This window comes from Promicromonospora sp. AC04, assembly GCF_003058225.1.
Taxonomy (GTDB): domain Bacteria; phylum Actinomycetota; class Actinomycetes; order Actinomycetales; family Cellulomonadaceae; genus Promicromonospora.
The window spans coordinates 163,343-186,688 of record NZ_QBUG01000005.1; the positions used below are offsets into that span (position 1 = coordinate 163,343).

12 protein-coding genes and 1 pseudogene are annotated in these 23,346 nt (G+C 73.2%); 4 read left to right on the plus strand and 9 right to left on the minus strand.

Annotation, left to right across the window (positions count from 1 at the left end; all coding sequences use genetic code 11):
- Positions 1–124: 124 nt before the first annotated feature.
- The gene (locus C8K30_RS14895; protein WP_233257184.1) at positions 125–1,057 is read right to left on the minus strand and encodes a Nif3-like dinuclear metal center hexameric protein; all 933 of its coding nucleotides are present in this window, start codon (positions 1,055–1,057) and stop codon (positions 125–127) included.
- 403 nt (positions 1,058–1,460) lie between these two features.
- Between C8K30_RS14895 and C8K30_RS14900 the strand changes: the two are divergent.
- Together C8K30_RS14900 and C8K30_RS14905 are read left to right on the plus strand one after the other, a co-directional pair.
- A pseudogene (locus tag C8K30_RS14900) lies at positions 1,461–1,925 on the plus strand (S-ribosylhomocysteine lyase); the annotation flags it as partial.
- 119 nt (positions 1,926–2,044) lie between these two features.
- Positions 2,045–2,812: a 5'-methylthioadenosine/S-adenosylhomocysteine nucleosidase gene (locus C8K30_RS14905; RefSeq protein WP_233257185.1), complete on the plus strand. Its 768-nt coding sequence runs from the start codon at positions 2,045–2,047 to the stop codon at positions 2,810–2,812.
- Between the two features lie 55 nt (positions 2,813–2,867).
- Here C8K30_RS14905 and C8K30_RS14910 read toward each other — a convergent pair whose 3' ends face one another.
- The gene (locus C8K30_RS14910; RefSeq protein WP_108493696.1) at positions 2,868–3,773 is read right to left on the minus strand and encodes a LysR family transcriptional regulator; all 906 of its coding nucleotides are present in this window, start codon (positions 3,771–3,773) and stop codon (positions 2,868–2,870) included.
- Between the two features lie 202 nt (positions 3,774–3,975).
- Here C8K30_RS14910 and C8K30_RS14915 point away from each other — a divergent pair, with 202 nt between their 5' ends.
- Positions 3,976–5,280, plus strand: a complete 1,305-nt coding sequence (locus C8K30_RS14915; RefSeq protein ID WP_108493697.1) for an aspartate aminotransferase family protein — start codon at positions 3,976–3,978, stop codon at positions 5,278–5,280.
- A 106-nt stretch (positions 5,281–5,386) separates the two neighbouring features.
- Here the strand turns inward: C8K30_RS14915 and C8K30_RS14920 are convergent, their stop codons facing one another.
- Positions 5,387–7,519, minus strand: a complete 2,133-nt coding sequence (locus C8K30_RS14920) for a bifunctional 3'-5' exonuclease/DNA polymerase (protein ID WP_108493698.1) — start codon at positions 7,517–7,519, stop codon at positions 5,387–5,389.
- 219 nt (positions 7,520–7,738) lie between these two features.
- Between C8K30_RS14920 and C8K30_RS14925 the strand changes: the two genes are divergently transcribed.
- A complete protein-coding gene (locus tag C8K30_RS14925; protein WP_108493699.1) occupies positions 7,739–9,487 on the plus strand; it encodes an HNH endonuclease signature motif containing protein in 1,749 nt (582 codons plus the stop codon).
- A 148-nt stretch (positions 9,488–9,635) separates the two neighbouring features.
- Here the strand turns inward: C8K30_RS14925 and C8K30_RS30345 are convergent, their stop codons facing one another.
- The 6 genes from C8K30_RS30345 to C8K30_RS14960 form a co-directional block, all read right to left on the minus strand.
- The gene (locus C8K30_RS30345) at positions 9,636–11,762 is read right to left on the minus strand and encodes a hypothetical protein (protein ID WP_146197487.1); all 2,127 of its coding nucleotides are present in this window, start codon (positions 11,760–11,762) and stop codon (positions 9,636–9,638) included.
- Entirely contained in the window at positions 11,759–13,027 is a 1,269-nt protein-coding gene (locus C8K30_RS14940) for a VWA domain-containing protein (protein ID WP_233257186.1), read from the minus strand. Before C8K30_RS14940 ends, C8K30_RS30345 begins: the two co-directional genes overlap by 4 nt.
- Complete coding sequence (locus tag C8K30_RS14945; RefSeq protein WP_146197488.1) at positions 13,024–16,275, minus strand: DUF5682 family protein; 3,252 nt, start codon at positions 16,273–16,275, stop codon at positions 13,024–13,026. The genes C8K30_RS14940 and C8K30_RS14945 overlap by 4 nt, the downstream gene beginning before the upstream one ends.
- Positions 16,276–16,289: 14 nt before the next feature.
- Positions 16,290–17,477: an AAA family ATPase gene (locus C8K30_RS14950; RefSeq protein WP_233257187.1), complete on the minus strand. Its 1,188-nt coding sequence runs from the start codon at positions 17,475–17,477 to the stop codon at positions 16,290–16,292.
- 62 nt (positions 17,478–17,539) lie between these two features.
- A complete protein-coding gene (locus tag C8K30_RS14955) occupies positions 17,540–19,489 on the minus strand; it encodes a hypothetical protein (protein WP_108493703.1) in 1,950 nt (649 codons plus the stop codon).
- A gap of 1 nt (position 19,490) precedes the next feature.
- On the minus strand, positions 19,491–23,339 hold the full coding sequence (locus C8K30_RS14960; protein WP_146197489.1) for a DUF4132 domain-containing protein: 3,849 nt from the start codon (positions 23,337–23,339) through the stop codon (positions 19,491–19,493).
- Positions 23,340–23,346 lie beyond the last annotated feature (7 nt).

The following is a 23,346-nucleotide window of genomic DNA, read 5'->3' on the forward strand; positions in this document are numbered from 1 at the left end:
CCAACGCTACCTCGCGCCCGCCGACGCCGGATCCACTCGGGCAGCCGGCTCAGCCCGACGGGGCGGTTCGGACGCCCCGGTCACCCGAGTGGCCCGAGGGTCTGGCGCGCGCGGCCGGCGGCGCTCAGCGCGAGGGGACCTGGCCCGTCCAGGGGTCGGTCACGAGATCGCTGACGCGAGCCTCGATCGTACGTCCGTCCGCCGCGAGCGCCGCGGAGAGGTCCTCGACGGCGTAGCCCAGCCACGGCCATTCGCTCGCGTAGTGGGCGGTGTCCACGAGGAACGGGGTGCCCGCCGGTCCGGGGGCGCCGGCCGCGCGGGCCTCGAACTCGGCCCGTTCGCGCAGCTCGGAGGCCGGGTGGTGGCGCAGGTCCGAGGTGACGTAGACGTCGGCGGCGGCCGCGCGGACGGCGTCGAAGTAGCCGTCGCCGGATCCGCCGAGGACGGCGGCGGTGGTCACGACGGCGTCCGGGTCGCCGGAGAAGCGGATGCCCTGGGCGGTGGCGGGCAGCGCCGCCGCGACCCGGCGGGCGAAGCCGGCGAGCGTGGTCGGTTCGGCCAGGCGTCCGACGCGGCCGATGCCGCGTCCGGCTCCGTGGTCGGTTCCGTGGTCGGTTCCGTGGTCCGGGCCGGTGCCGTCCGTCGGGGCGGCGGCGCTCACCTCGAGCGGTCGCCGGTCGGTGATGCCGACCAGGTCCGCGAGGGCGTCCGCGACGCCGCGCGGCGCGGCGTCGGCGTTGGTGTGCGCGACGTGCAGGGCGCAGCCGCCGGTCAGCAGCCGGTGCACCACCGACCCCTTGAAGGTCGTGGCGGCCACCGAGCTCACGCCGCGCAGGAACAGGGGGTGGTGGGTGACGAGCAGGTCGGCGCCCCACTCCAGGGCCTGGTCGACGACGGCGGCCACCGGGTCCACCGCGAACAGCACCTTGCGCACCGGCGCGGCGGGGTCGCCGGCCACCAGTCCGACGGCGTCCCACCCCTCCGCCGTCGACGGCGGGTAGAGGCCGTCAAGAGCGCCGACGACCTGGGCCAGTGTCGGGGTTTCGTTGCTGCTCACGCCTCGCAGCGTAGTACGCGACGCCGGTTGCGGTGGGGTTGTCCGGTTCCCTCGCACGGGTCGATCCGGACCTTGCTAACGTCCAGAAATCGTGGACACCGAGCCGCTCTACGACATCCTTGCCCACCTCGCCGAGACCCCCGCATGAACCGCAGGACACACCTGCTCGCCGCGCTCCGTGAGCGCGTGGACATCCGGGACCTCGTCCCTTCCCCAGCCGACTACGACCTGCACCCCCGCACCCTGCGTGCCGACCTCCTGGCGGGTATCACCGTAGCTCCTGGAGGCGGCAGGCCTGAACCGGATGCTGCGGCACGAGAGCCACGTGTTCACCGAGCTGCCGGCGGCGGTCGAGCATGCTCGGTCGCACGTCCTGCAGCCGCTGACGACATAGGCTCGTGCCATGACCGAGTCAGCCCCTCGCATGAACGTCGAGTCGTTCAACCTGGACCACCGCGCCGTCGCCGCCCCGTACGTGCGCCTCGCGGACCGTAAGCAGCTCTCGGGCGGGGACGTGATCGTCAAGTACGACGTGCGATTCACGCAGCCCAACACCGCGCACCTGGAGATGCCGACGGTGCACTCCCTGGAGCACCTGTTCGCGGAGCACTCGCGCAACCACTCGGACGCCGTCCTGGACTTCTCCCCCATGGGCTGCCAGACGGGCTTCTACCTGATGTTGCAGGGCGAGCCCGCCTACGACGACGTCCTCGACCTCGTCGAGGCGACGATGCGCGACATCGTGGCGGCCACCGAGGTACCCGCCGCGAACGAGGTGCAGTGCGGCTGGGGCGCGAACCACTCGCTGGCCGGCGCCCAGGAGGCGGCGTCCGTGTTCCTGTCGGCGCGCGGCGTGTGGTCGCAGGTGTTCGGTGACGGGGCTCCCGGCGAGGCATCCGCCCGCGACGCCGCCGCCCGGGATGCGGCGGCGCGCGAAGCGGCCGCCCAGGACGCCGGGATCCCCGGCGCGGCCGGCGACACCGACCGGTGAGCGCCGAGACGCCCGTCGCCGTCGTGCTGGTCGCGATGGACGACGAGGCCGCGCCGTTTCTCTCCCTCGCGTCCGAGGTGGGCGAGCCGGAACGGCTGGGTCTGGCCGAGCATCGCCGCGTCACGCTGGCCGGTCGGCCGGTCATGCTGGTGCGTTCCGGGATCGGCTTCGTCAACGCGACGTCCGCGGGCACGAGCGCGATCCTGCGTCACGGCGCGGACGTGCCGCTGATCAGCGCGGGCAGCGCCGGCGGGCTCGCGAAGGACGTCGCCGTTGGCGACGTCGTGCTGGGCTCCCGACTCGTGAACGCCGACGCCGACGCCCGCGCCTTCGGATACGTGCTCGGCCAGGTCCCGGGAATGCCCGAGGCGTACGACGCCGCCCCCGGGCTCGCCGACGCCGTCCGGCGGGCGGTCGCCGGAGCCGGAGCCGGAGCCGGAGCCGGAGCCGGAGCCGGAGCCGGAGCCGGAGCGATCGTCGAAGCCCAGGTGCTGCGCGAGGGCACCATCGGGTCCGGGGAGAAGTTCGCGACCGCCGACCTGGCCCTGCGGCTCCGCGCGGACTTTCCCGACATGCTCGCCATCGACATGGAGTCGGCGGCGCTTGCCCAGCTGTGCCACAACTTCGGCGTCGACTTCGTGTCGGTACGGGCCGTCTCGGACCTGTGCGCGCCCGACGGCACCGAGTTCCTCACCCACGTGGACGACGCCGCGCAGCGCTCGGCGCGGGTGGTCACCGCGGCGATCGGGCTGCTGGCTGGCTGACGGCGGCGGGCTCCCGGCGTCGCCGTCGGGCAGGCGCGGCCGGGGGCGACGTGGCCTACGCGGCTGGATGCGCGCCCGCGCTGATGCGCAGCTGCTTCACCGCGCACGCGACGAGGGCGGCCCGACGACGGTCCTGGCCGGCGTGCACGACGATGCGCCGCGAGACGGCGGGCTGAACCAGGGGCAGGGCAACGATCCCCTCGAAGAGCTCCGGCACGGCCAGGCGCGGCAGGACCGTGACGCCGATGCCCGCGGCGACGAGGCTGAGCGCCGCGCGATGGTCATCGAGCCGCGCGGCGTAGCGCGGGGTGAACCCGGCGGCGGTGCACGCTCCCAGGACTATCCGCCCGATCAGGCTGTCGTAGATGTCGTGGTCGATCCAGGGCTGGTCCGCGAGGTCGCGGAGCCTGACCTCCGCGTCACCGGCCAACGGGTGGGCGACGGGGAGCACGGCGAGCAGGTCCTCGACCGTGAGCTCGTGCCGCTGATAGCCGTCGAGCCGCAGTCCGGTGCTGTCGGCGGGCTCGGTCCGGATGTCGAGGTCGGGCTGTCGTCGTCCGCGACCGTCGACGGGCTCGTTCAGGCTGATCTCGACGGTGAGATTGGGCTGGAGGTCGTGGACGGCGCGCACGACCGCGGGCATCCACCGCTCGGCGGCGGAGGCGAAGCAGGCGACGGCCAGGTGCTGCCCCTGGCCGCCGCGCAGATCGGTCACCACCCGTTCGAGACGGCCGAAGTCGGCCAGGAGCGACTGTGCCTGGTCGGCCAGGTGCCGCGCGGCGTCGGTCGCGACGATGCCCCGACCTTGCTTCTCGAACAGGACCAGGCCCGTCTCGCGCGCCAGAGCGGACATGTGCTGGCTGATCGTCGCGGGCGAGTAGCTGAGGTTATGCGCGGCACGGTTGATCGAGCCGGCCGCCAGGACCGCGCGCAGGATCTCGAGTCGTCGAGGGTTGAGCATGACGCGACCGTACGGCCAACCGTACGTATGCGGCGAACGGTCAATGGGTTTTGTTTGCTTGTCCTGACCTTTTGGGCAGCCGAGGATGGGACCCAGCGGGCCTGCCGTCGGGGCAGCCACCGCGAGCTGGAGACCGGGCACGCAGAGACCCAGCCCGCAGAGGCGGGGCACGCAGCGACTGGCCACGCAGAGAGGGATGCCGATGGATGCGAAGTTCTGGGACGAGGCGGACCGCCTCCTGATCCGCTACGGGCCGAGCTTCACCCCGCGGGTCATCGAACGCGCCGCCGGCGCGTACGTCTACGACACCGAGGGCACACCGATCCTCGACTTCACCTCGGGCCAGATGAGCTCGATCCTCGGGCACGCCCATCCGGACATCGTGTCCGCGGTCTCGACCGCGGTCGGTTCTCTGGACCACCTGTTCAGCGGCATGCTCAGCGCTCCGGTCCTGGGGCTCGCGGGCCGGCTCGCCGCGACCCTGCCTCCCACGCTGAACAAGACCATGCTGCTCAGCACCGGTGCCGAGTCGAATGAGGCGGCCATCAAGATGGCCAAGCTCGCCACCGGCCGCTACGAGATCGTCTCGTTCGACCGTTCGTGGCACGGCATGACCCAGGGCGCGGCGTCCGCGACCTTCTCGGCGGCGCGGCGCGGATACGGACCGCTGGTGCCGGGCAACCTCGCGCTGCCCACCCCGAACGCCTACCGGTCGCCGTTCCGGGCTCCCGACGGGTCCTACGACTGGGAGGCCGAGCTCGCCTACGGCTTCGCGCTCGTGGACCAGCAGTCCGCCGGGAGCCTTGCCGCGTGCCTCGTCGAGCCGATCCTGTCGTCGGGCGGGATCTTCGAGCTGCCGCCGGGGTACCTCGGCCGCCTCAAGGAGATGTGCGAGGAGCGCGGCATGCTGCTCATCCTCGACGAGGCGCAGACCGGGCTGGGCCGCACCGGGACCATGTATGCGTTCGAGCGCGACGGCGTCGCGCCGGACATCCTGACGCTTTCGAAGACTCTCGGCGCCGGACTGCCGGTGGCAGCCGTGGTCACGACCGCCGACATCGAGCAGGCCTGCTACGACCGCGGGTTCCTCTTCTACACGACGCACGTCTCCGACCCGCTGGCCGCCGCCGTCGGGCTCACCGTCCTGGACGTCATCGAGCGGGAGCACCTCGTCGAGCGCGCCGCGCGCCTGGGCGAGCAGCTCACCGGCCGGCTGCTGGGCCTTCGGGACCGGTACGACGTCGTCGGTGACGTGCGCGGTCGCGGCCTGCTCCAGGGCATCGAGCTCGTGCTCGACAAGGCGAGCAAGGCCCCAGCCGATGCGCTGGGCAGCGCCGTCACCTCGGCCTGCCTCGAGCGCGGCCTGCACATGAACATCGTCCAGCTGCCGGGGATGGGCGGCATCTTCCGCATCGCCCCGCCCCTGACTATCAGCGAGGACGACCTGCACGCCGGGCTGGACCTCCTGGAGGCTTCGCTCAAGGCGGTCCTCGACGGGCGCGGATGATCTGCGGGCGGCCGGCTTGCCTGGTCTGAGAGAGTTGCCGGCTCGGCGGACGGCCACCTCGGCGAGCGGCTGGCCCGCTTGCGGATCTGGCGGCCGGCTCGCCGGCTCAGCCCTTCGCGTCCGCGTAGCTCTCCGTCACGGCGACGCTGAGCGGGAAGTCGACCGGGAAGTCGCCGAACAGGAGCCGGCCGGCCTCTTCGGCTGCTGCCCGCACCTCCTGAGCGACGACGTCGGCAAACACCGCCGGGGCGTGCACCACCACCTCGTCGTGCAGGAAGAACACCAGGTGCGGGCGGCGGTCGAACGGGGCCGGTGCGAGCCCGGGCACGGCGGTGCCGGTTGAGGCGCCGTCGGATGAACCGCCGTCCGCCGAACCGCCGTCGGCTGAACCAGTGGTGGCCGATCCCTCGCTGGTCGGGCCTGTCGAGATCTCCCCTAGCGCCCACAGCCGACGGCGGATGGACGCGATCCAGCACAGCGCCCACTCGGCGGCGGTGCCCTGGACCACGAAGTTGCGGGTGAAGCGGCCCCAGGAGCGCGTCTGGCTGCGGGCACGGGACTGGGCGTCGGCCCCTGCGTCCTCGTCGAACGCGGACCCCTGCACGGCAGCCCACGACTCCCCCGGCAGGGGCGAGCTGCGACCGAGCCGGGTCGTGACCACCTCGCCGCGCTCCCCGGCCCGTGCCGCACGCTCGACCAGGTCGATGGCCTGCGGGAACGCACGGGCGAGCCGCGGCAGCACCTGCGCACTGACGCCCGTGGTGCCCCCGTACATGGCGCCGAGCATGCCCACCTTCGCGTGCTCGCGGGAGTCGACGGCGCCCGCCGCGACGATCCCCGCGTACATGTCGGTGCTCTCGCCGTCCTTGCTGCGGCCGGCCGCGGCCATGCGCTCGTCGCGAGCCAGGGCGGCCAGCACGCGCGGCTCGAGCTGGGCGGCGTCGGCCACGACGAAGGTCCAGCCCGGGTCGGCGACGACCGCGCGCCGGACGTTGTGCGGCAGCTGCAGCGCGCCGCCTCCCGTGCTCGCCCAGCGGCCGGTGACCACGCCGCCCACCACGTACTCCATGCGGAACCGGCCGTCGGGCGCCCAGGTGTCGAGCCAGTTCCAGCCGTTCGCGGTATAGAGGCGGTAGAGGCTCTTGTACTCCAGGAGCGGGGCTATCACCGGGTGGTCGAGCTTCTCCAGCTCCCACTTGCGCAGGCTGCGAGCGCCTACGCCCGCGTACTCCATGGCGCGCAGCAGGTCCGGATGTGAGTCGGGGTTGAGCGTGGGCGGGGCGTCGAGGGCGTCCCGGATCTGGTTGACGAGGGCTTCCAGCTTCGCCGGACGTGCACCCGGCCGGGGCCGGGGACCGAGCGCCTCGGTGAGGATCTCGTCGTGGATGTCGCCGCGCCACGGGAGTCCGGCGTGGTGCATCTCGGCGGCCGCGAGCGCGCCCGCCGACTCGGCCGCGAGCAGGAGCCTGAGGCGGCCGGGGTCGGTGCTGTCCTTGATCGCGAGCAGCTGGGCGGCCAGCTCGGCGACGGGGTCGAGGGGCGCTCCAGGGTCGGGGGGCGCGGCGGCTCCGCGTTCGCTGCCCGCGCCTCCGCCGGGTGCGTCGTGGTTCCCCCGGGTGGATTCGGCACGGCTTCCTCGGGTGGCCTCAGCGCGGTCCCCTCGGCCGGGCTCAGCCCGGTCTCGTTGGCCGGGCTCAGCCCGGTCTCCTCGGCCGAGCTCGGCACGGTCCCTTCGGGCGGGCTCGGCACGGTCTCGTTGGCCGGGCTCGGCACGGTCCCTTCGGGCGGGCTCGGCACGGTCCCTTCGGGCTGGGTCGGAGCGGGTCGCCGGAGCGGTGATCTCCCCGAGCTCGAAGAGCGGCTCTGAGCCAGGGTGCCGTTCGGGGCGGACCAGCGCGGCCGCCGTCGGGCCGCCCGGGGGTGGGACCGGAGCGAGCCGGTCCCATGCCGTGGGTCCCGCCTCTGCGAGCGCTGTGCGCGCCGCCAGCGCCGATGTGCGCAGGACGGCGTGCGCGAGCCGCAGGTCGTGTGCACGGTCGACCCGGACGCCGTCGGCGAGGAGGGCCGGGTACCAGTTGTTGGTGTCGTCCCAGGTCCAGCGGACGAGGGACGACTCATCGGCCGCCGCCTGAGCCAGTCCGGACGGCTCGACGACGTGCGGTTCCCCCGTGGGCGCACCGGAGTCGGACACCGACCGTAGGCCGATGCCCGAGCCCTCCTGCGAGACCACCGTGTGCATGGGCCCAGTCTGCCGTGACCCTCTGACACTCGGCTCGGGACGGTGCGGGGCGGTTGGTTGCCCGGCCATGAGCAGTCGGGTCGCGCTCCCTGCCCATCATCCAGAGGTAAGTTATCCACAGATTTGAAGTCTGTCCTTCAATGGCCACATGTGTTCGATAGATTGCCTCCATCGCCGACACGGAGTCGGCGTACCGAGTCCGATTGAGGGGTGAGCCCGATGGTGCTGGCACAGCCGAACGAGACCGCGCCCACGAGCGCTCGCCCGTTCGAGGAGATCGTCACGGACATCGCAGCGCTCGCGTCCGAGCTGATCGACGCGGCTGGACCCACTGCGCTGGACGCCTCGGCTCTTGGTGGCGCGTCCGGGATCGCGTCCCGCCTCACCGCCGCGTCGCCGCTGCTGCGCACGGTGTGCACGCAGCTGGACGTGCTCCGGATGACGTGGCTGAGCCGCATCGACGCCGACGGCATGTGGGCACTCGACGGATCGCGAACCTTCCGGACGTGGCTCGCCCGCCGGGAGAAGGTCACCGCGCGCACCGCAGGCCGCGAGGTCCTGACCGGCGAGCGCCTCCTGGAGCACCTCCCGGCCACGCTCGCCGCGGTCCTGGAAGGACGGATCGGCATGGACCAGATGCGCGTGCTGGTCGACGTCGGTCCGACGTCGGAGGAGCGATGCAAGGCCCTCGTCTCGCCGGTCGACGCGACGGACACCGACGGCGCGTCCGACGGCACTACACCGGACGGGCCGGATGGCCCGGACGACGGCGGCTCTGTGCACGACCCGGCTGACTCTGCTGGCAGCTCCGTCGACGAGTCGGCCGACGGCCCGGCCGAGGCGCAGACCGGCGAGGAGGTCCTGCTGGACCTGGCCGATCAGCACGGCCCCCTCGTGTTCCGCCGGTTCGTGGACCGGTTCGCGCACGTGGCCGACCCGGAGTCCGACGAGCGCGGCTACAAGCAGGCGTCAGAGCGTGAGCACCTCGATGTGGCCAAAACCTTCGGGGGCTACCACGTCGACGGTTTCCTTACCGACGAGCACGGCGAAGCCCTGCGTGCCGCGATGGACTCGGTGATGGGCGCGCCGACGCCGGGCGATGACCGCACTCCCACTCAGCGTCGCGCACGGGCACTCGCCGACCTCGCCCGAACTGTGCTCGACAACGGGTACACGGGAGCCGGCGCCGCCGTGCGACCGCACGTCACCGTGACCGTGTCCTGGACCGAGCTCACGCGCCTGACCACTCGGTTCGGCGCGGCCACCAGCAACGGTCGCCGTGTCCACGACGGCGCGGGCAACGACGCAGGCAGCAACGCCGGCCGCGACCACGGTGGCCGCGACGGAGGCAGCGACCACGGCGGCCACGACCACGGCGGCCGCAACCAGGGCGGCCGCAACCAGGGCGGCCGCGACGGAGGGCCCGGTCGCAGAGGAAAGGGCGACGGCGTCAGCGGCAACGGCAACGGCATTGGCGGCGACAGCCTCTTCGACGCACCGACAAGTCTGGCCGACATCACCGCGGCACCTGCCCGATTCGGGATCTCCGCGTCGTTGGTACCGACAACCGTGCTGAAGCGTCTGCTCTGCGACTCCGCCGTGACGCGCGTGGTCTTCGGGCCGGACGGGCAAGTGCTCGACGTCGGCCGAGCGCAACGCACGGTCACCGGGCAGATGCGTCGCGCCGTGATCGCCCGTGACAAGCATTGCGTCTATCCCGACTGCACCCAGCCGCCCGCGCGCTGCGAGGTCCACCACGCTGAACGCCACTGGGCCGACGGCGGAGACACCAGCGTGCACAACGCAGCCCTGCTGTGCTGGCACCACCACGACCTGGTCGACACCACTGGCATCACCATGCGCTGGACCGGTAACCCGGACGGCGCGCGCCACTCCGGATGGACGTTCATCAACCGGCATGGCCGCGAGATCACCCCGGCAGGCACGCCGGCCTTTGAGGGCCGGTGAGGTGCGCACCCAAGGGGTGGTGTGCCGGAGCTGGGCATGCCCCATCCCAGCACCGCTCCCTCGCCGGCAGGTGCGGCTCCGGCAGTCTCGCGGTGCGCCCACGCGGTCAAACGACCGCGGGGAACTGACCCAGACATGGTCGGCCGGGTCAGCCGGCCACGTCCGCCACCGCTCTGGCCCGGCCCACCACGAAGGCAGCATGCAGCACCGCCTGCGGAGTCAGGTCGCCGGCCAGCAGCCCGCCCGCCGTCCGCTCCAGCGTCGCGAGCCCGAGATCCCGAGCCAGGGCGCGCGCCTGTTCGACGTCGGACCGCTGGCGCGCCGTCAGCGCGGGCCGACCCGTCGCCGCCGCACCCACCAGGACGTCGCCCAGCAGGAGCGTCACGCGGCGCACCGGGGACGGTGGCGCAGCCACCTGCTGCACGGTCCTCGCCGACGACGCCTGTGCCTTCAACTTGCGGATCCGTCGACGCCAGAAGTCCCAGTGGCTGCTCTCGAGCGTCCACGCCGGGGTGATCGTGGGGCTGACCAGCCTGATCGCGCTGCCCTTGTTCCGGCTCGAGTCCCGCACGAACAGGCCGACCGGCTCGTCGCGATCCTCGCGGCGCTCGATCGTCACCGCCACCAGCTTCGACCTGACCGACAGCAGCGTCTCGACCGCCTGCTCGCCTGCCACCGGCAGGCGCAGCATGCGCGTCTCGCCCTCCGACGTGACCACGGCGAGCGTCATCTCCTGGCGCACCTCGTCGATCCCGACCTCGCCGACGTCGCGGACCATTACCAGCCGCACGTTCGCCGGGCGGCGTCCGAACCCGACGACGTCTCGCGGCATCACCCCGGCGCCCGTGCGCTCGGCGATCACCCGCAGTTCGTCCAGGTTGAAACCGTCACCGTCGGACCTGGGACCGTCGGATCCGGCACCGCCAGACACGGCACCGCCAGACACCGCACCGTCCAGCCGGCGAATCACCGGGTTCCCGCCCGCACCCAGGGTGCCGTCAGGCTTGGTCCGCACACCGCTCAGCGCGAACGCGCCCTCGCACAGGCTGCTCAGCGACCTGCCCCACAGCAGCGGGCTGGTCCAGCTGCGCTGGAACCTTGGGTCCGTACCCGACGAGCGGCCCGTCACGACCTGCCGCACGTGGCCCGCTCCCGCTTCGGAGCTGGAGTCCGCCTCGGCGTCCCAGCCCAGATAGGCCAGCCCGCGCGACCCGCTCTGCGAGGTCCACCACCGGGCACCGAGCGGCACCCACCGCGCGAGGTCCATCTCGTCGTCGTCCCCGCGACCCTTGCCGGTCAGCCTGCGGCTCACCTTGGCACCACGATCGCTGTCTGCGTCAGCTGCACTCACCGCGCCGCCCACGCCCACCACGCCGCCCGCACCCACCGCGTCGCCCGCACCCACTGCGTCGCCCGCACCAGCCACGCTGCCCAGCGACAGGGCCGAGCCCGGCGCAGCGTCCGCCGTCGCGCCCGCGTCCAGGGCGCGTTGCAGGACTTCGCACATCGCCCAGACCTCGGCGAACGCGTCGAGCAGGTCGGCCTCGGTGACGGCGTCGTCCCGCCCGGCGAGGCCCGCGACGAGGCCGCCGGCCACACGCAGGAGCCCGTCGAACCGCACGCGACCGACCTGTTCGAACGCGACCTGCTCGAAGCCGGCCAGCCGCACGCGACCGGCCAACGCGCTGAGCGACTCGGCGTCGTCCGGACCGAGGTGGGACAGGCCGCCCGACATGAGCCGGCCCACGACGTCGCGCACCTCCGCGAGCGCCTCCCGCCGACGCCGCTGCACCGCCTCGGACGGACCACGGGCCGCTCTCGCCCTGGGCCCGTTCGCACCCGCGGGTTTCCCGGACACCTCGCCTGCCGTGCCTGCTCCGCCCGCCGCACCAGTTGCGCCAGCCCCGCCAGCCTCGCCGGGTCCTCCTTGCGCACCTGTTGCACCTACCTTCGGCAGCGACTGCGCGACTACAGGGGCCGCGCTCGGGGGTGGTGCGTCGGGCGCAACCTCGACGGCCCACAGGCAGGCGGTCAGGACGTGCTGGCACACCCCCGCCGTCGGGCAGTCGCAGGAGACGGCCGCCGGGCCGCGGGCGTCCACGCGCACCGACGCCCCGGACACGTCGAGCACCGCACCCTTCGCGTCGTGGGACACCTCGGTCACCGTGTCCTTGCGGGCGCGGCGCAGCAGGCCGGGATTGCCGAGCGCCTTGAGCGCGTCGTCGTCCAGGCCCGCGTACGCGGTGGCCCAGGCGAGAATCCTCCGGTCGCTCACGAGAGCACCTCCCCCAGCCACTCGGCGAACCGCTCGGGCGTGAGCGCGGCAACCTCCATGCCGCACTCGGCGAGGTGCCGCGCGGTGCCCTGGTCGTAGATGGGCTCCGCCGCCTCGTCCAGGGCGGCGAGCCCGAGCATCGTGACGCCCGACGACGCCATCCGCCGCACCGTCGCCAGCAGGTTGGACACCGACCCGCCCTCGTAGAAGTCGCTGACGAGCGCCACCACGGTCCGCGACGGGTTGCGTACCTGCTGCTCCGCGTGGCGCATGGCCCGCGCGATGTCGGTGCCGCCACCGAGCTGCGCGGTCATCAGCACGGTGACCGGGTCGTCGGCGAGGTGCGACATGTCCACCACCGAGGTATCGAACAGGTAGAGCTGCACGTTGATGCCGGGCAGGCCCGACAAGATCCCCGCGCAGACGGCGGAGTACAGCAGCGACGGCGCCATCGACCCCGACTGGTCCACGAGCAGGACGACGTCCCAGGTCAGGGTTCGCCTCGCCCGGGCCGAGAAGCGGACGTCCTGCACCGTCATGCGGCCCTCGGCGTCGACCCGACCGAGGTTGGCGCGCAGCGTGCGCTTCCAGTCGAAGTTCCGCGCGACCCGGTGCATCGACCGGCGTGACCGGTCGATCCGGCCGTTGACCGCCGTCGCGAACCGGGGGCGCAGCCGCTTCACGATGTCCTCGACGACCCGCTGGATGACGCGGCGCAGGCCGGCCGCGGCGCGATCGCTCATGGCGCCCCGCACCTGCAGCATCGCGACGGCGAGCTCGCGCGAGGGCTCGAGGGTCTCGAGCGCGGCATCGTCCTGCAACAGCTCGGTGAGGCCGTACCGGCTCACGGCGTCGACCTGCATGCGCTCGAAGGTCTCGCGCGGGAACAGGCTGCCGGCCTCGTTGAGCCAGCCGAGTGCCGTTACGTCCACGCCGTGCGGCTGGGACGCGCCGAGGCCGGCGCCCCCACCGGCCCGCGCCCCGCCCTCGCCCGTGCCTCGGCCGACGCGGTGCCCCCGCGCCGTGTACTCGCGGTCGTACAGGTACCGCAGCGACCGCTCCAGGCCCTGGTCCTGCTGCCCCACCGACAGCTGGTCGGCCGCGTACCGGCCCAGCACCAGCCGCCAGCGTCGGGCGGCTTCCTCGTCCGAGACCGACGTCGCAGGGCCGGGTATCCCGGGATCGGACGCGCCGGGGCCAGACGCGCCGAACGTACCCGCGCCGGACGTCCCAGAACCGGACGTCCCGGGGTCGATCGCGCTCATGCTCCTCCTCCTGTCGCCGCGGCTCCGGCCGACACGGTGTCGCCAGCCGACACGGTGTCGCCAGCCGACACGGCTCGTGCCGTCGCGCCTGCACCCGGACCGCCGCCCCAATGGGCCAGCCCGTCCCGTTCCAGCACTGCGGCCAGCTCGTGGTCGAGAGCCAGGCCCGTTGCGAGGTCCTCCTCCGAGAGCGCGACCCGCACGTCCACCTGGTCCACGCGCGCCCCGGTCCGCTCGGCCACCCGTTGCGCCAGACGGTGCGTCTCGGTGGGCCGCAGCCACGTGAAGGCCCGCCGCAGGTCCGGCAGCAACGCCAGGAACGCGTCGCTGTCGAGCGCGCGCAGGGCGTCGTCGACGGCGTCGAACAGCTCCGGCGTGTGCAGGATCAGGTCCGGAGCGGCGCGCATCACGCCGCCGAGGAACCGCACCGCCGTGGCCGGGTCCGCACCCGCGGTGAGGGCGCCGCTCACCCGGGTGACCAGGACGCCGTCGGGCACCTCGCCGTCGGTGAAGCCCAGCGCGAGCAGTGCGCCCGCCACGGCGGGCGCCGTGCCCTCCTCCTCCCGGAGGCGCGCAAGCTCGCGCACGACGGCGATGCGGTTCGCTGCGCGGACGCCGTCCACGCCGACGCCGCTCTCCTCGACGCGGCTTGCCTCGACGCCGCTTGCCTCGACACGGTCTGCCCGCGCACCGTTCGCGCCGACGTCCTGTGTCCCGGCGCCATCTGCCCCGGCGCCATCTTTCCCGGCCCCACTTGTCCCTGCCCCATCTGTCCCGACGCCGCTTGTCCCGGCGGCGCCCGCCGCTGCCGTGTCTCGCAGCAGCGCGCGCAGGTCGATCAGGGTGCTGATGGCCGCGTCTTCGTCCTCGGCGCGCACCTTGCCGAGGTCGCTGACCAGGTAGGCGGCCGTGGCGAGCGCCTGGCTCACCAGGTCTAGCAGCTCGCCCGCGTGCTCCTCGGCGCCGAGCTCGACCCGCGCCTGCCAGAGCCCGAGCAGCCGACGCGCACCCGACACCACGGAGTCGAGGTCTCTGTCGGTGTCCAGGGTGGCACGCAGCAGGGAGACGATCCGGGGCAGGTGCGCACCCATCCCGATCACCAGCGTCTGCGCCACGAGCCGGGCAAGAGCGTCGACCGACGCGGCTCCCGCTCCCGGTCCTACGCCTGCTCCTGATCCAGCGCCGGCAACGGCCGCAGCGCCGGTCCCGGTGCCCGACAGCAGGTTCTCCGCCTCTTCCAGCCGCGCGACCGCCACCGCCTCCAGCGTCGCACCGAGGTGCACCATCTCCACCAGGCGCGCCTCCACGAGGGGCGTCCAGCAGTACTGCCACTCCTCCGTGATCAGTCCGAGCCCGCGGCCCGCCACGTGGTCCGGGCCCGAGACCAGCTGCCCGAAGCCAGCCCCCACGAAGTCGAGCAGCGCAAGCACCTGGCGCTTAGCCCGGTGGGCCGGCGTCCGCCGCGCGTCCAGGCGTGCCGTGCGCGGCACGGAGTCGTCGACGACGAGCCGCACCGCCCGCACCCGCTCCCGGACGTCCCGCACGAGCGGCGGTGAGGCGCTGCCCGGCGGCACGTCACCGAGGGACCGGCCGCCGAACACCTCCGCGATCGCCAGTCCCAGCGGCCGCTCGGGCTCGCCCGGCCCGCCGACGCCGCCGTCGTCCTGCACGTAGCACGACCGCATCGCGTCGAGCAGGTCCGTGCGGCCCGGGAAGGCACGCTCGCGCAGGTCCGCGAGCCGGCTCGCGGACTCGGCCGCGGCGCTGACCTGCGGCAGGCTCACCGTGTGGCCGCGCTCGGCCGCGCCCCGCGCGACGTCGACCAGGACCTCCGTGGCGAGAGCGCGTGCGCCGATGGGACCGGCCGATTCGGATCCCGACGCCGTGTCCGATCCCGACGCCCTATCGGATGCCGACGCCCTATCGGATGCCGAGGTCGAGGCCGACCCCGGCGCCGTGCCGGATCCCGCACAAGGATCCCTGGGCGAACCCGTGCCGGAGCCGTCGAACCCCAGCTCCCGCTGGTGCGCGGCGTGCAGGCGCTCGTAGTAGCCCGGCGAGGGCATGCCTGCGCCGAACCCGCGCAGCCCGTCGAGCCGCTCATGGTCGTAGCGCACCAGCCAGGCCTCGCCCTGCGCCGTCGGGCCGAATCCGCCCTCGGGCTGCCGGTCGCGGACCACCACGCCCTCCGGCGCGCCCGACAGCGCCTCCACCAGGGCGAGCGTGTGGAAGGCCCCGGTGACCACGAGCACCGGGCCGCCAGGTGTGTCCGGCCGGTCAGAGGCTGGCCGGCCAGAGCCCGGCCGATCGGAACCCAGCCGGTCGACGGTCTCGGCGACCCGGGCCGCCATCCGCGCCTCGCGGTCCAGGGAGCCCTCGGCGGCGAGCACGTTCTCCTCGTAGTCGAGGCGCGCGAGCGCGGCCCAGGCGAAGACGTCGTCGAACATGGTGCGCCAGTCCGCCAGCTCGGCGCTCCCCCGCGACTCGAACAGGTGGTCCCAGACCTCGTCGTGGTCGCGGCAGCCGAGCCGCCGCGCGAGCGCCGCGACCGCTTCCGAGTGCGCCAGGTACCGCTCGGACATGAGGGTCCGCGCGAACGGATCGGGCCGCGCGCTGTCGCTCGACCCGGTGTCGCTCGACCCCGTGTCGCTCGGCTCGTCCTCAGACACCGCGCGCTCCGCGGCCGACCGCTCCCCGAAGGGCCGGTCGATGAACGCGAGCTCCGCGCCGACGTCGTGTCCCGCACGCAGCGCCACCCACTCCGGCGAGAAGGACGCGAGCGGGTAGAAACCGGCGCCCTCCCCGCCTTCGCTCTCACCCGCGCGGGCACCGGCAGCGCCGCCGGAACCCCTGCCGCTGCGACCCCCACCGCCGGAACCCCCACCGCCAGAGTCCCCGGTGCCAGAACCGCCGAGGCTGAGCACCGCGATCGGCGGCCGCGTCGCCTCGTGCAGCAGGTCGGGGACGAGCCGGGTGAACTCCTCCGGCCCCTCGATGAGGACGGCCGCAGGACGCAGCTCCTCGATCGCCGCGCGCACCGCCACCGCGCACGCGGGGCTGTGATGCCGCACGGGCGCGAAGTAGATGCCGCGCTCGGCCTGCAGCCGCCCGACGGCGCCCGCAGCCGTGCGCAGGCGCTCGGGCGCCAGCTCCCAGACGGCACGAGCGCGACGGCCCGCAGCACCGACGCCCACCTCGACTGCTGGCCCGCCGCTCACCGCCACAGCGGTTCCGCCGCTAACCGACACGGCAACTCCGCCGCTCACCGCCACAACGGCTCCGCCGCCTTGAAGAACGCCTTCCAGCGCTCGTCAGTGCGGGCGCGCTCGCGCACGACGTTGTCGACGTAGTGCCGCAGCCGGCGGGCGTCCTCCTCGTCGCCCTTGAGCGCCACACCCGCGACCTGCCGCGCCACCTCGGCCGCGGTCACCGTGCCGTCGCCGAGATAGCGGGCCTCCAGAGACGCCGCGACCGCGACGTTGACGGCCTCGGCCGTGGACATGACCGTCTCGGGCCGCTTCACGGGCGCACCCTCGCGCGTGCTGCCCGTCCGCAGGTCCTGGAACACGGTGACCAGCACCTCGAGCACGTCGCGCGGCACCTCGGGTCGGTCGCCGTCGGGCCCCAGCTCGGCCTCCAGCTGGCGCTGCACCAGCTCGATCTCGAACGCGCGGTCGCGCACCGGGGCCACGGTCTCGAAGCTGAACCGGCGCTTGAGGGCCGCGGACATCTCGTGCACGCCGCGGTCCTTCAGGTTCGCCGTCGCGATCACGGTGAAGCCGGGCCGGGCCGCCACCCGGGCGTCGGGCCCGAGCTCGGGGACCATGAGCTGCTTCTCCGACAGGATCGACACGAGCGTGTCCTGGATCTCCGGGGCGCAGCGCGTGATCTCCTCGAAACGCACGACCCGGCCCTCCCGCATGCCCGTGCAGACCGGCGAGGGCACGAGCGACCGCTCGCTCGGGCCCTCGGACACCAGGAGCGCGTAGTTCCACGAGTACCGCACGTGGTCCTCCGTGGTCCCCGCCGTGCCCTGCACCGTCAGTGTCGACGTCCCCGACACCGCCGCCGACAGCAGCTCCGACAGCATCGACTTCGCCGTGCCGGGCTCACCCACGAGCATCAGGCCCTGCCGTCCCATCAGGGAGACGACGGCGCGATCCACCAGCGGGTCGTCGCCGTAGAACTTGCGGCTCACCCCGAGCTCCTCGGAGCCGACGACGAACGCCCGCACCGCCCGCGGGCTCAGCCGCCAGCCCGGCGGACGCTCGTGCCCGCGCTCGATGTCCCAGGTGTCGAGCGTCGCCAGCTCGCCGGCGTAGCGGATCTCGGCGGGCGGGCGGATCTCGGCTCCGGAGTCGGTGCCCGAACCCGTGCCTGAACCGGTTCCGGTATCGAGAGCGGTGCCGGCCGTCCGGCCCGCAGAGGTGCTGGTGTCCGTGGTGGTCATGACGTCCTTCGGTGCATGCGTTCGGGTGACGGGCGGTGTGCTGTGGGTCAAGGTATCGGGGGTCACTGACGTTGAAGTGGAGCGAGCCGCTGCAAGGCTTCCTGCGCGGCCTCGCGGGCCTTCTTGCCGCCGGTCAGGGCCACCTCACCCAGCGGGCCCCGAGCCGCGACCGGTACCGCGGGAAACTCCCTGAGGATCGCCAGGGCACGCTCGAACGCGTACATCGACTTGTAGTCCGTCTCGCGCGGAGCCAGGTGCGGCAGCAGAAGGTCGACACGCTCCGCGAAGTAGGGCCACACCTTGTCGGCCAGGCGCGAGGCGTCGGTCGTGTATTGGAACACGGCGTCCTCGATGGTCTTCTCCGGGTCCGCCACCCCGCCCTGAACCAGTACGTCGTGTGCGGCCCTGAGGTCCCCGTGCTCGGCGGCGATCTCGTCCAGCCACTTCAGCCACTCCCAGCTGCTGAGCCGGCCCCCGTTGAGTGCGGTCGACAGCCGGAGCCGATGCACCGGCGCAGTGGGCGGCAGCTCCCCGAGGTGGAACTGCAACCACGAGCCCGCGTGGTACCGGCCCCCGACAAGCCTTCCGTCGCTCTGCTCACCGTTGGTCGGGTCACCGTTCATCAGCGCGACCACTGCAAGCAGGTCCTCGTCGGTGGTCCGGCGAAGCGACGACCGGTGCTCGGACTCTTGTTCCTGCTCTCGGTAGAGGTCCAGCAGTCCTCGCGCCCGCGCCACGAAGTCGGCACCGAGCACGAACTCGCGCGGCGGCTCATACGCCGGCAGCTCGATCACGGCGTCCTGCACCGCGTCCTGCACGGCGTCCTGCACCGCGTCCTGCACGGCGAGGTCCCCGGCCAGCTCCAGCGTCTGGCGCAGCAGCCGCACCCGGGCCGACTGGCCCCGTTTGTCGGCCAGCGCTTCGAGCGCCCCACGGAGAACGCGCTGCCCGCCGGGGAGCGTCGCGAGCCGCCGTACGACCTCACCGAGCCGGGACGGCGCCGCCGTGGTCACCAACGGCGTGAGCAGCCGGACCTCTTCGGCGTCGGGCAGCGCCCCGAGCAGTCTGCGCGCCTCGGTCCGCACCCCCTTGGCCGGGTCGACGGCGAGCGCAGCGACCACCTCGCCGTGCGCCGTCGGGTTCCGCTGCGCGGCCTCGATGAACACCTGCTTGCCCGACGACGTGATCGTGCCCACCACACCCGGCACCGCGTCAGCGTGCTCTGCCAGGAAGGCGTCCATCGCATCGGTGGCGGCCAGCTCCGCGCGACGGTGCTGAATCCACGCGACGCTCGTGGCGTCCCGCTGCAGCACCGCCCGGAGGACGGCGGCCGCGCACTCGCCTTCCGGCACCCCGCCGGCATGAGCGACCTCGCTGAGGAAGTGCGGGGTCCAGCGCTCGCGCAGCATCGTGACGCTCCGAGCGTCGACGTCCCGGTAGCTGAGGTACTCGGTGTTCGCCACCATGTTCATCAGCGGAGCAAGCCGGCCGGACGCGCCCTCAGCGACGTCCGCCGGCCCCGCAGACAGGGACCCGACGGCCACGGATCCCGCGAGCGCCGAGCCCACAGACACAGAGCCCGCCGACGCCGAGCCCGCAAGCACCGAGCCCGCAGACACAGAGCCCGCAAGCACCGAGCCCGCAGACGCCGAGCTCGCGGACACAGAGCTCGCAGGTACCGGCTCCGCAGTGGCGGCGGCAAGCACCCGCCCGAGCCGCGCGACCGCAGCGGCGGGGGCCGTCGCGCAGACGGTCGCGAGCGCCAGCAGCCCCGCATCGGTCCGGTGCTGCCGATGCGTCAGCGACCGTATGTCGACCGTCTGCGACTGGGCCAGGACGGTCAGCACCTCCGGCGTCGTGCCGTCCCGCACGTACCCGACCGCCTGGTCGAACGTGTCCGGTCCCCAGGCTGTCAGCGGCTCCAGCGCGTCCGCGTACGCAGCCGCCAGCCCCGCCTGTTCCAGCCCCGCCTGTTCCAGCCCTGACTCGTGTTCTGGCTCTGTCGTGGCCATCTCAGTACCTCGTCTTCTTCGCCCACTCGGAGTCGAACGCCCCTGCACGCGCCACCGTCGCGTACTCCTGGTACGACACCGCGACGAGCGCGGCCGGCAGGTCCTCGATCTTCCGGCCGTCGTTCCAGCCCTCAGCGCTCTGGAACGTGAGCTCCGTGACCGCCGCGGGGATGTTCTCCTCGGGCAGGGACGCGCCGGTGAACCAGATGTGGGCAGTGACCCCGAGGCCCGGGTACTCCTTGGTGTAGGCGTCGAACCAGCCGCCGTCCTCGGCCGCGGCCCGCTGGTACCCGAGCTTGGTCGCCCGGCCGCGGATCGAGAACGAGTCGGACAGCCAGCCCTGGTGGTCCGCGATCTCCCTCGCCCCCGGCTCCAGCTCAGGCAGGACGACGGCGTCGGCGCCGAGCCCCTGGTCGAACAGCGGCTTCACCTCGTAGTCCGCGAGATGCCCGCGCCACGCCGCCACCTCCTGCGCGTCCGCCGCCAGGGCAGCCGGCCGCGCACTCGACAGGGCAGCCGATCGAGCCGCCGGCAGGGTGACAGCGTGTGCGACCGAGACCGTCGCGTCCTCGGGCAGCACGACGTCGGTGTCGTCGACGCCGATCAGCGCTCCGCCGTCGCCGGGACGGAAGGCAACGACCTGCGGGCCGGCCAAGGCGCCGTCGGGCAGCGTCGCCACCCAGACCAGGCGCGCCGCGAGGCGCGACATCAGCGGGTGACCCAGCACGAACTCGCGCCACTCGTCGGCGCCCCAGGTGCGCTCCGAGCACATGGCCTCCGCGAACCGCTGCGTCTGCAGCGCGATCACCGCCTTGAGCTCCTTGCGGCTCGCGGCCAGCTGCTTCTTCGCGTCGGCGTACGCGTCGTCGTCGTCCGACACCCGCTTGGGCGGCAGGGCCTTGACGACCTTGCCCTCGGGGCTGCGCAGCTCCAGCGTGAACTTCTCCGTGATGCGCCCCGTGAACAAGCGGTCGTCGGACGCCACGCCGTCGGACGCCACATCGTCGGACGCCGCGCCGTCGGACGAGCCGAGGTCGAGGCGCAGGATGCCGTCGTCGTCGAACCCGGCGGTCTGGACGGTGCGGTCCGCGAGCTGGTCGGCGTCCCAGCCGCGCCGGTCGGCGAGGTCCTTGGCAAGGGCGGTGGCGACCTCCTGGACGGTGTACATCCGGAACCGGCGGGAGACCGCGAGCAGCAGCTGCACCGCCGCTCGGTCGCCGTTCGCGGCCAGCGCCCGCACCAGTGCCTCGGCCTGGGCGCGCCGGGTCTTGTTGGCCTTGAAGTAGTGCTGCGCGGCCTCAGCCAGATCGCTGCCCGGCATCCCTACGGTCAGTGCGAGCAGCCCCTTCTCCTTCACGGCCGAGCCGAGGTACTCCGCCTGGTGACGCTGGTACAGGACCCGGTAGTGGTCCTCGACCGACATCGCCGCCAGGGCCTCGTAGTACCCCGGGTACTGCTGCACCATCCGCTGGTACTCGTCGTACCGGTGCTGCGCCCCGCTCTCCGCATGCGCTTTCGACTGCTCGACCGGCGGGTGGATCGTGTCCTGCGCGATCCAGGCGCTCAGCACGAACGACCCGAGCTCGGCCCGGGACGCCTCGTCCAGCCGGGACAGGTACAGGGCGAACAGGCCGTCCCCGCTCGGTTCCTTCAGCTTGCAGGCCAGGACCACCCACCAGCGCAGCACCTCAGACGGCACGAGACTCTCCGGCCCGGCCGCGCCGTCGGCCCAGCGCAGCTGCGGCAGCCGGCCGAAGGGGAACCAGTCCAGGTTCGCCGGGACCGGCTTCTTGAGCCCCTTGGTCGCCTCGGCGAGCAGCACCTCGGGTGCCAGGTCCGCCGAGATGTCGTCGCCCAGCGCCTTCAGCGCGGACAGCAGCGCGGCCCGCCCCGCCTCCTGGCGCTCCTTCTTCAGCGCCGCGCGCAGCGCGGGCACCGCCGCCGCGTCACCGATCCGCGTGAGCCACGCCGCTGCCGAGATACGGATGCCCGCCTTGCCGTCGGCGAGGCCCTGCTCGGCCAGGCCGCGCACGCCGAGGTTGGTGGACAGCACGTCCTGCGCGGTCTGCCGGTACTTCTTGTCCTCGCCGAGGGCGAGGCTCGACAGCTGCGGCAGCGCGGCGGAGGGCGCCACCGGGAACGCCGCCACTATCTTGAGCGCGCGCGAGAAGGCTTCGGAGTCGTCGTCACTCTCGCGCGGCGTCAGGTGCGGCACGAGGAGGTCGATGCGCTCCGCGTAATAGGGCCACATCAGGTCGACCTGGCCCCGCTCGCCGTACCAGACGTCCCGGAAGACGAACTGGTCCACAGCGGAGCCCGGGTCGTCCACCCCGAACTGGACGAAGAGCTCCTCCACCGCCCGCAGGTCGCGCAGGTCAGGCAGGAACTCCCCGGCCAGCGGCGCCACGTCGCGCCGCCCGCGTGCGAACCACAGCCGCAACCGGTGCGCGGGCGCCGTGGCGGGCAGGAAGCTCCGGTGCCACAGGCACCACTGCGCCGCCGCCTCCGACGGCCGCCCCTCCTCGCCGTCGGCGAGCACACCGGCACGGTACGTCTCCCCGTTCATCAGGCGGACCACCGCACGCAGGTCCTCCTCGGTGAGCGCGGGCACGTTGGCCAGGCGGTTCTTCGCCTCGTCGATGACCCAGGGCTGGTGTCCGTCCGCCACCACCTCGCGGACCTTCTCGGCGGCCTTCTCCCGTTCCCGGCCCAGGAGCTCAAGAGCGCCGGCCACGTAGTCGTCACCGAGCACGAACTCCTTCGGCAGCTCGAACGGCGGCACCTGGATCACGGTCTCGGTCCCCGACTCACCCACCAGGGCTTCGGCCCGATCGAGCGTCTTCTGCAGCGCCTTCACCCGCGCGGCCTGACCGCGAGCATCCCCCACTGCGGCGAGCGCAGCCCGGATGGCGTCCAGCCCGCCCGGCACCCGGGCGAGCTGTCCCAGCGCCTCGCCGAGCCGGCTGGGTACGGCGGTGCTCAGGTGTGGCGCGAGCAGGCGAAGCTGCTCGTCGTACTCCAGCGTCGCCAGCAGCGTCGTCGCCTCGGCCCGCACGTTCTTGGCCGGGTCGACGGCGAGCGACGCGACCAGCTCGGCGTGCGGCGCCAGGTTCCGCTTGACGGCCCCGAGGAGCGCCGCCTTACCCGGTGCGGCGAGCGTCTCCGCGACCTCCGGCAGCACGTTCGCGTGCTCCGCGAGGAACGCAGCCATCGCCTCGGAGGTCACCAGCTCCGTGAGCCGTTCCAGGTCCGAGGCCGACCCGACGGCGTCCCTGTGCAGCAGCGCGGTCAGGACCGCGGGCACGACCTCGGCCTTGGCCACCCCGCCCTCACGCGCAACCTTCGTCAGGAACTCCGGGGTCCAGCGCGCGAACAGCTCCTGGCGCACCGCGCGAGAATTCTCTTCCCGGCTGCTCGCGACGTCGTTGACGAGCGCGGTCAGCCACTCGGGTGCCCCTGCTGCGACCCGCTCCACCTCGCCGACGGTGGCGAGCACGCGCCCCAGCCGTGCGACGACGGCGGCCGGCGCCGTGGTGTGCACCTTCATCCGCGCCCGCACACCGTTGTGGATGGTCCAGCCCGGACGCGCGGTCCTGACCCGGTCCACCAGGCTCCTGCCGACCCGGTGATACGCGAAGCTCACGACGCTCGGCTCGGCCATCAGCCCGTTCACGTCGTGGGTCGGCGCCGCGTCCAGGGCCGTCAGCACCTCCGGCGCCGTCCCGCTCCGCACGTACCCGAGCGCCTGCTCGAACATGTCCGGCCGGATCGCCTTCAGCGGCGCCAACGCGTCCTGATATGCCGTGGACAGCTTGTCGTCCTGGTCTGCCCCTGCTGCTGCGCCCTGCACCTGCTGC

Bases quoted from the DNA above. Each gene is read 5' to 3' on its own strand.
- C8K30_RS14925 (WP_108493699.1), top strand. From the start codon at position 7,739: ATGGTGCTGGCACAGCCGAACGAGACCGCGCCCACGAGCGCTCGCCCG.
- C8K30_RS14940 (WP_233257186.1), bottom strand. From the start codon at position 13,027: ATGAGCGCGATCGACCCCGGGACGTCCGGTTCTGGGACGTCCGGCGCG.
- C8K30_RS14955 (WP_108493703.1), bottom strand. From the start codon at position 19,489: ATGGCCACGACAGAGCCAGAACACGAGTCAGGGCTGGAACAGGCGGGG.
- C8K30_RS14910 (WP_108493696.1), bottom strand. From the start codon at position 3,773: ATGCTCAACCCTCGACGACTCGAGATCCTGCGCGCGGTCCTGGCGGCC.
- C8K30_RS14915 (WP_108493697.1), top strand. From the start codon at position 3,976: ATGGATGCGAAGTTCTGGGACGAGGCGGACCGCCTCCTGATCCGCTAC.
- C8K30_RS14950 (WP_233257187.1), bottom strand. From the start codon at position 17,477: ATGACCACCACGGACACCAGCACCTCTGCGGGCCGGACGGCCGGCACC.
- C8K30_RS14920 (WP_108493698.1), bottom strand. From the start codon at position 7,519: ATGCACACGGTGGTCTCGCAGGAGGGCTCGGGCATCGGCCTACGGTCG.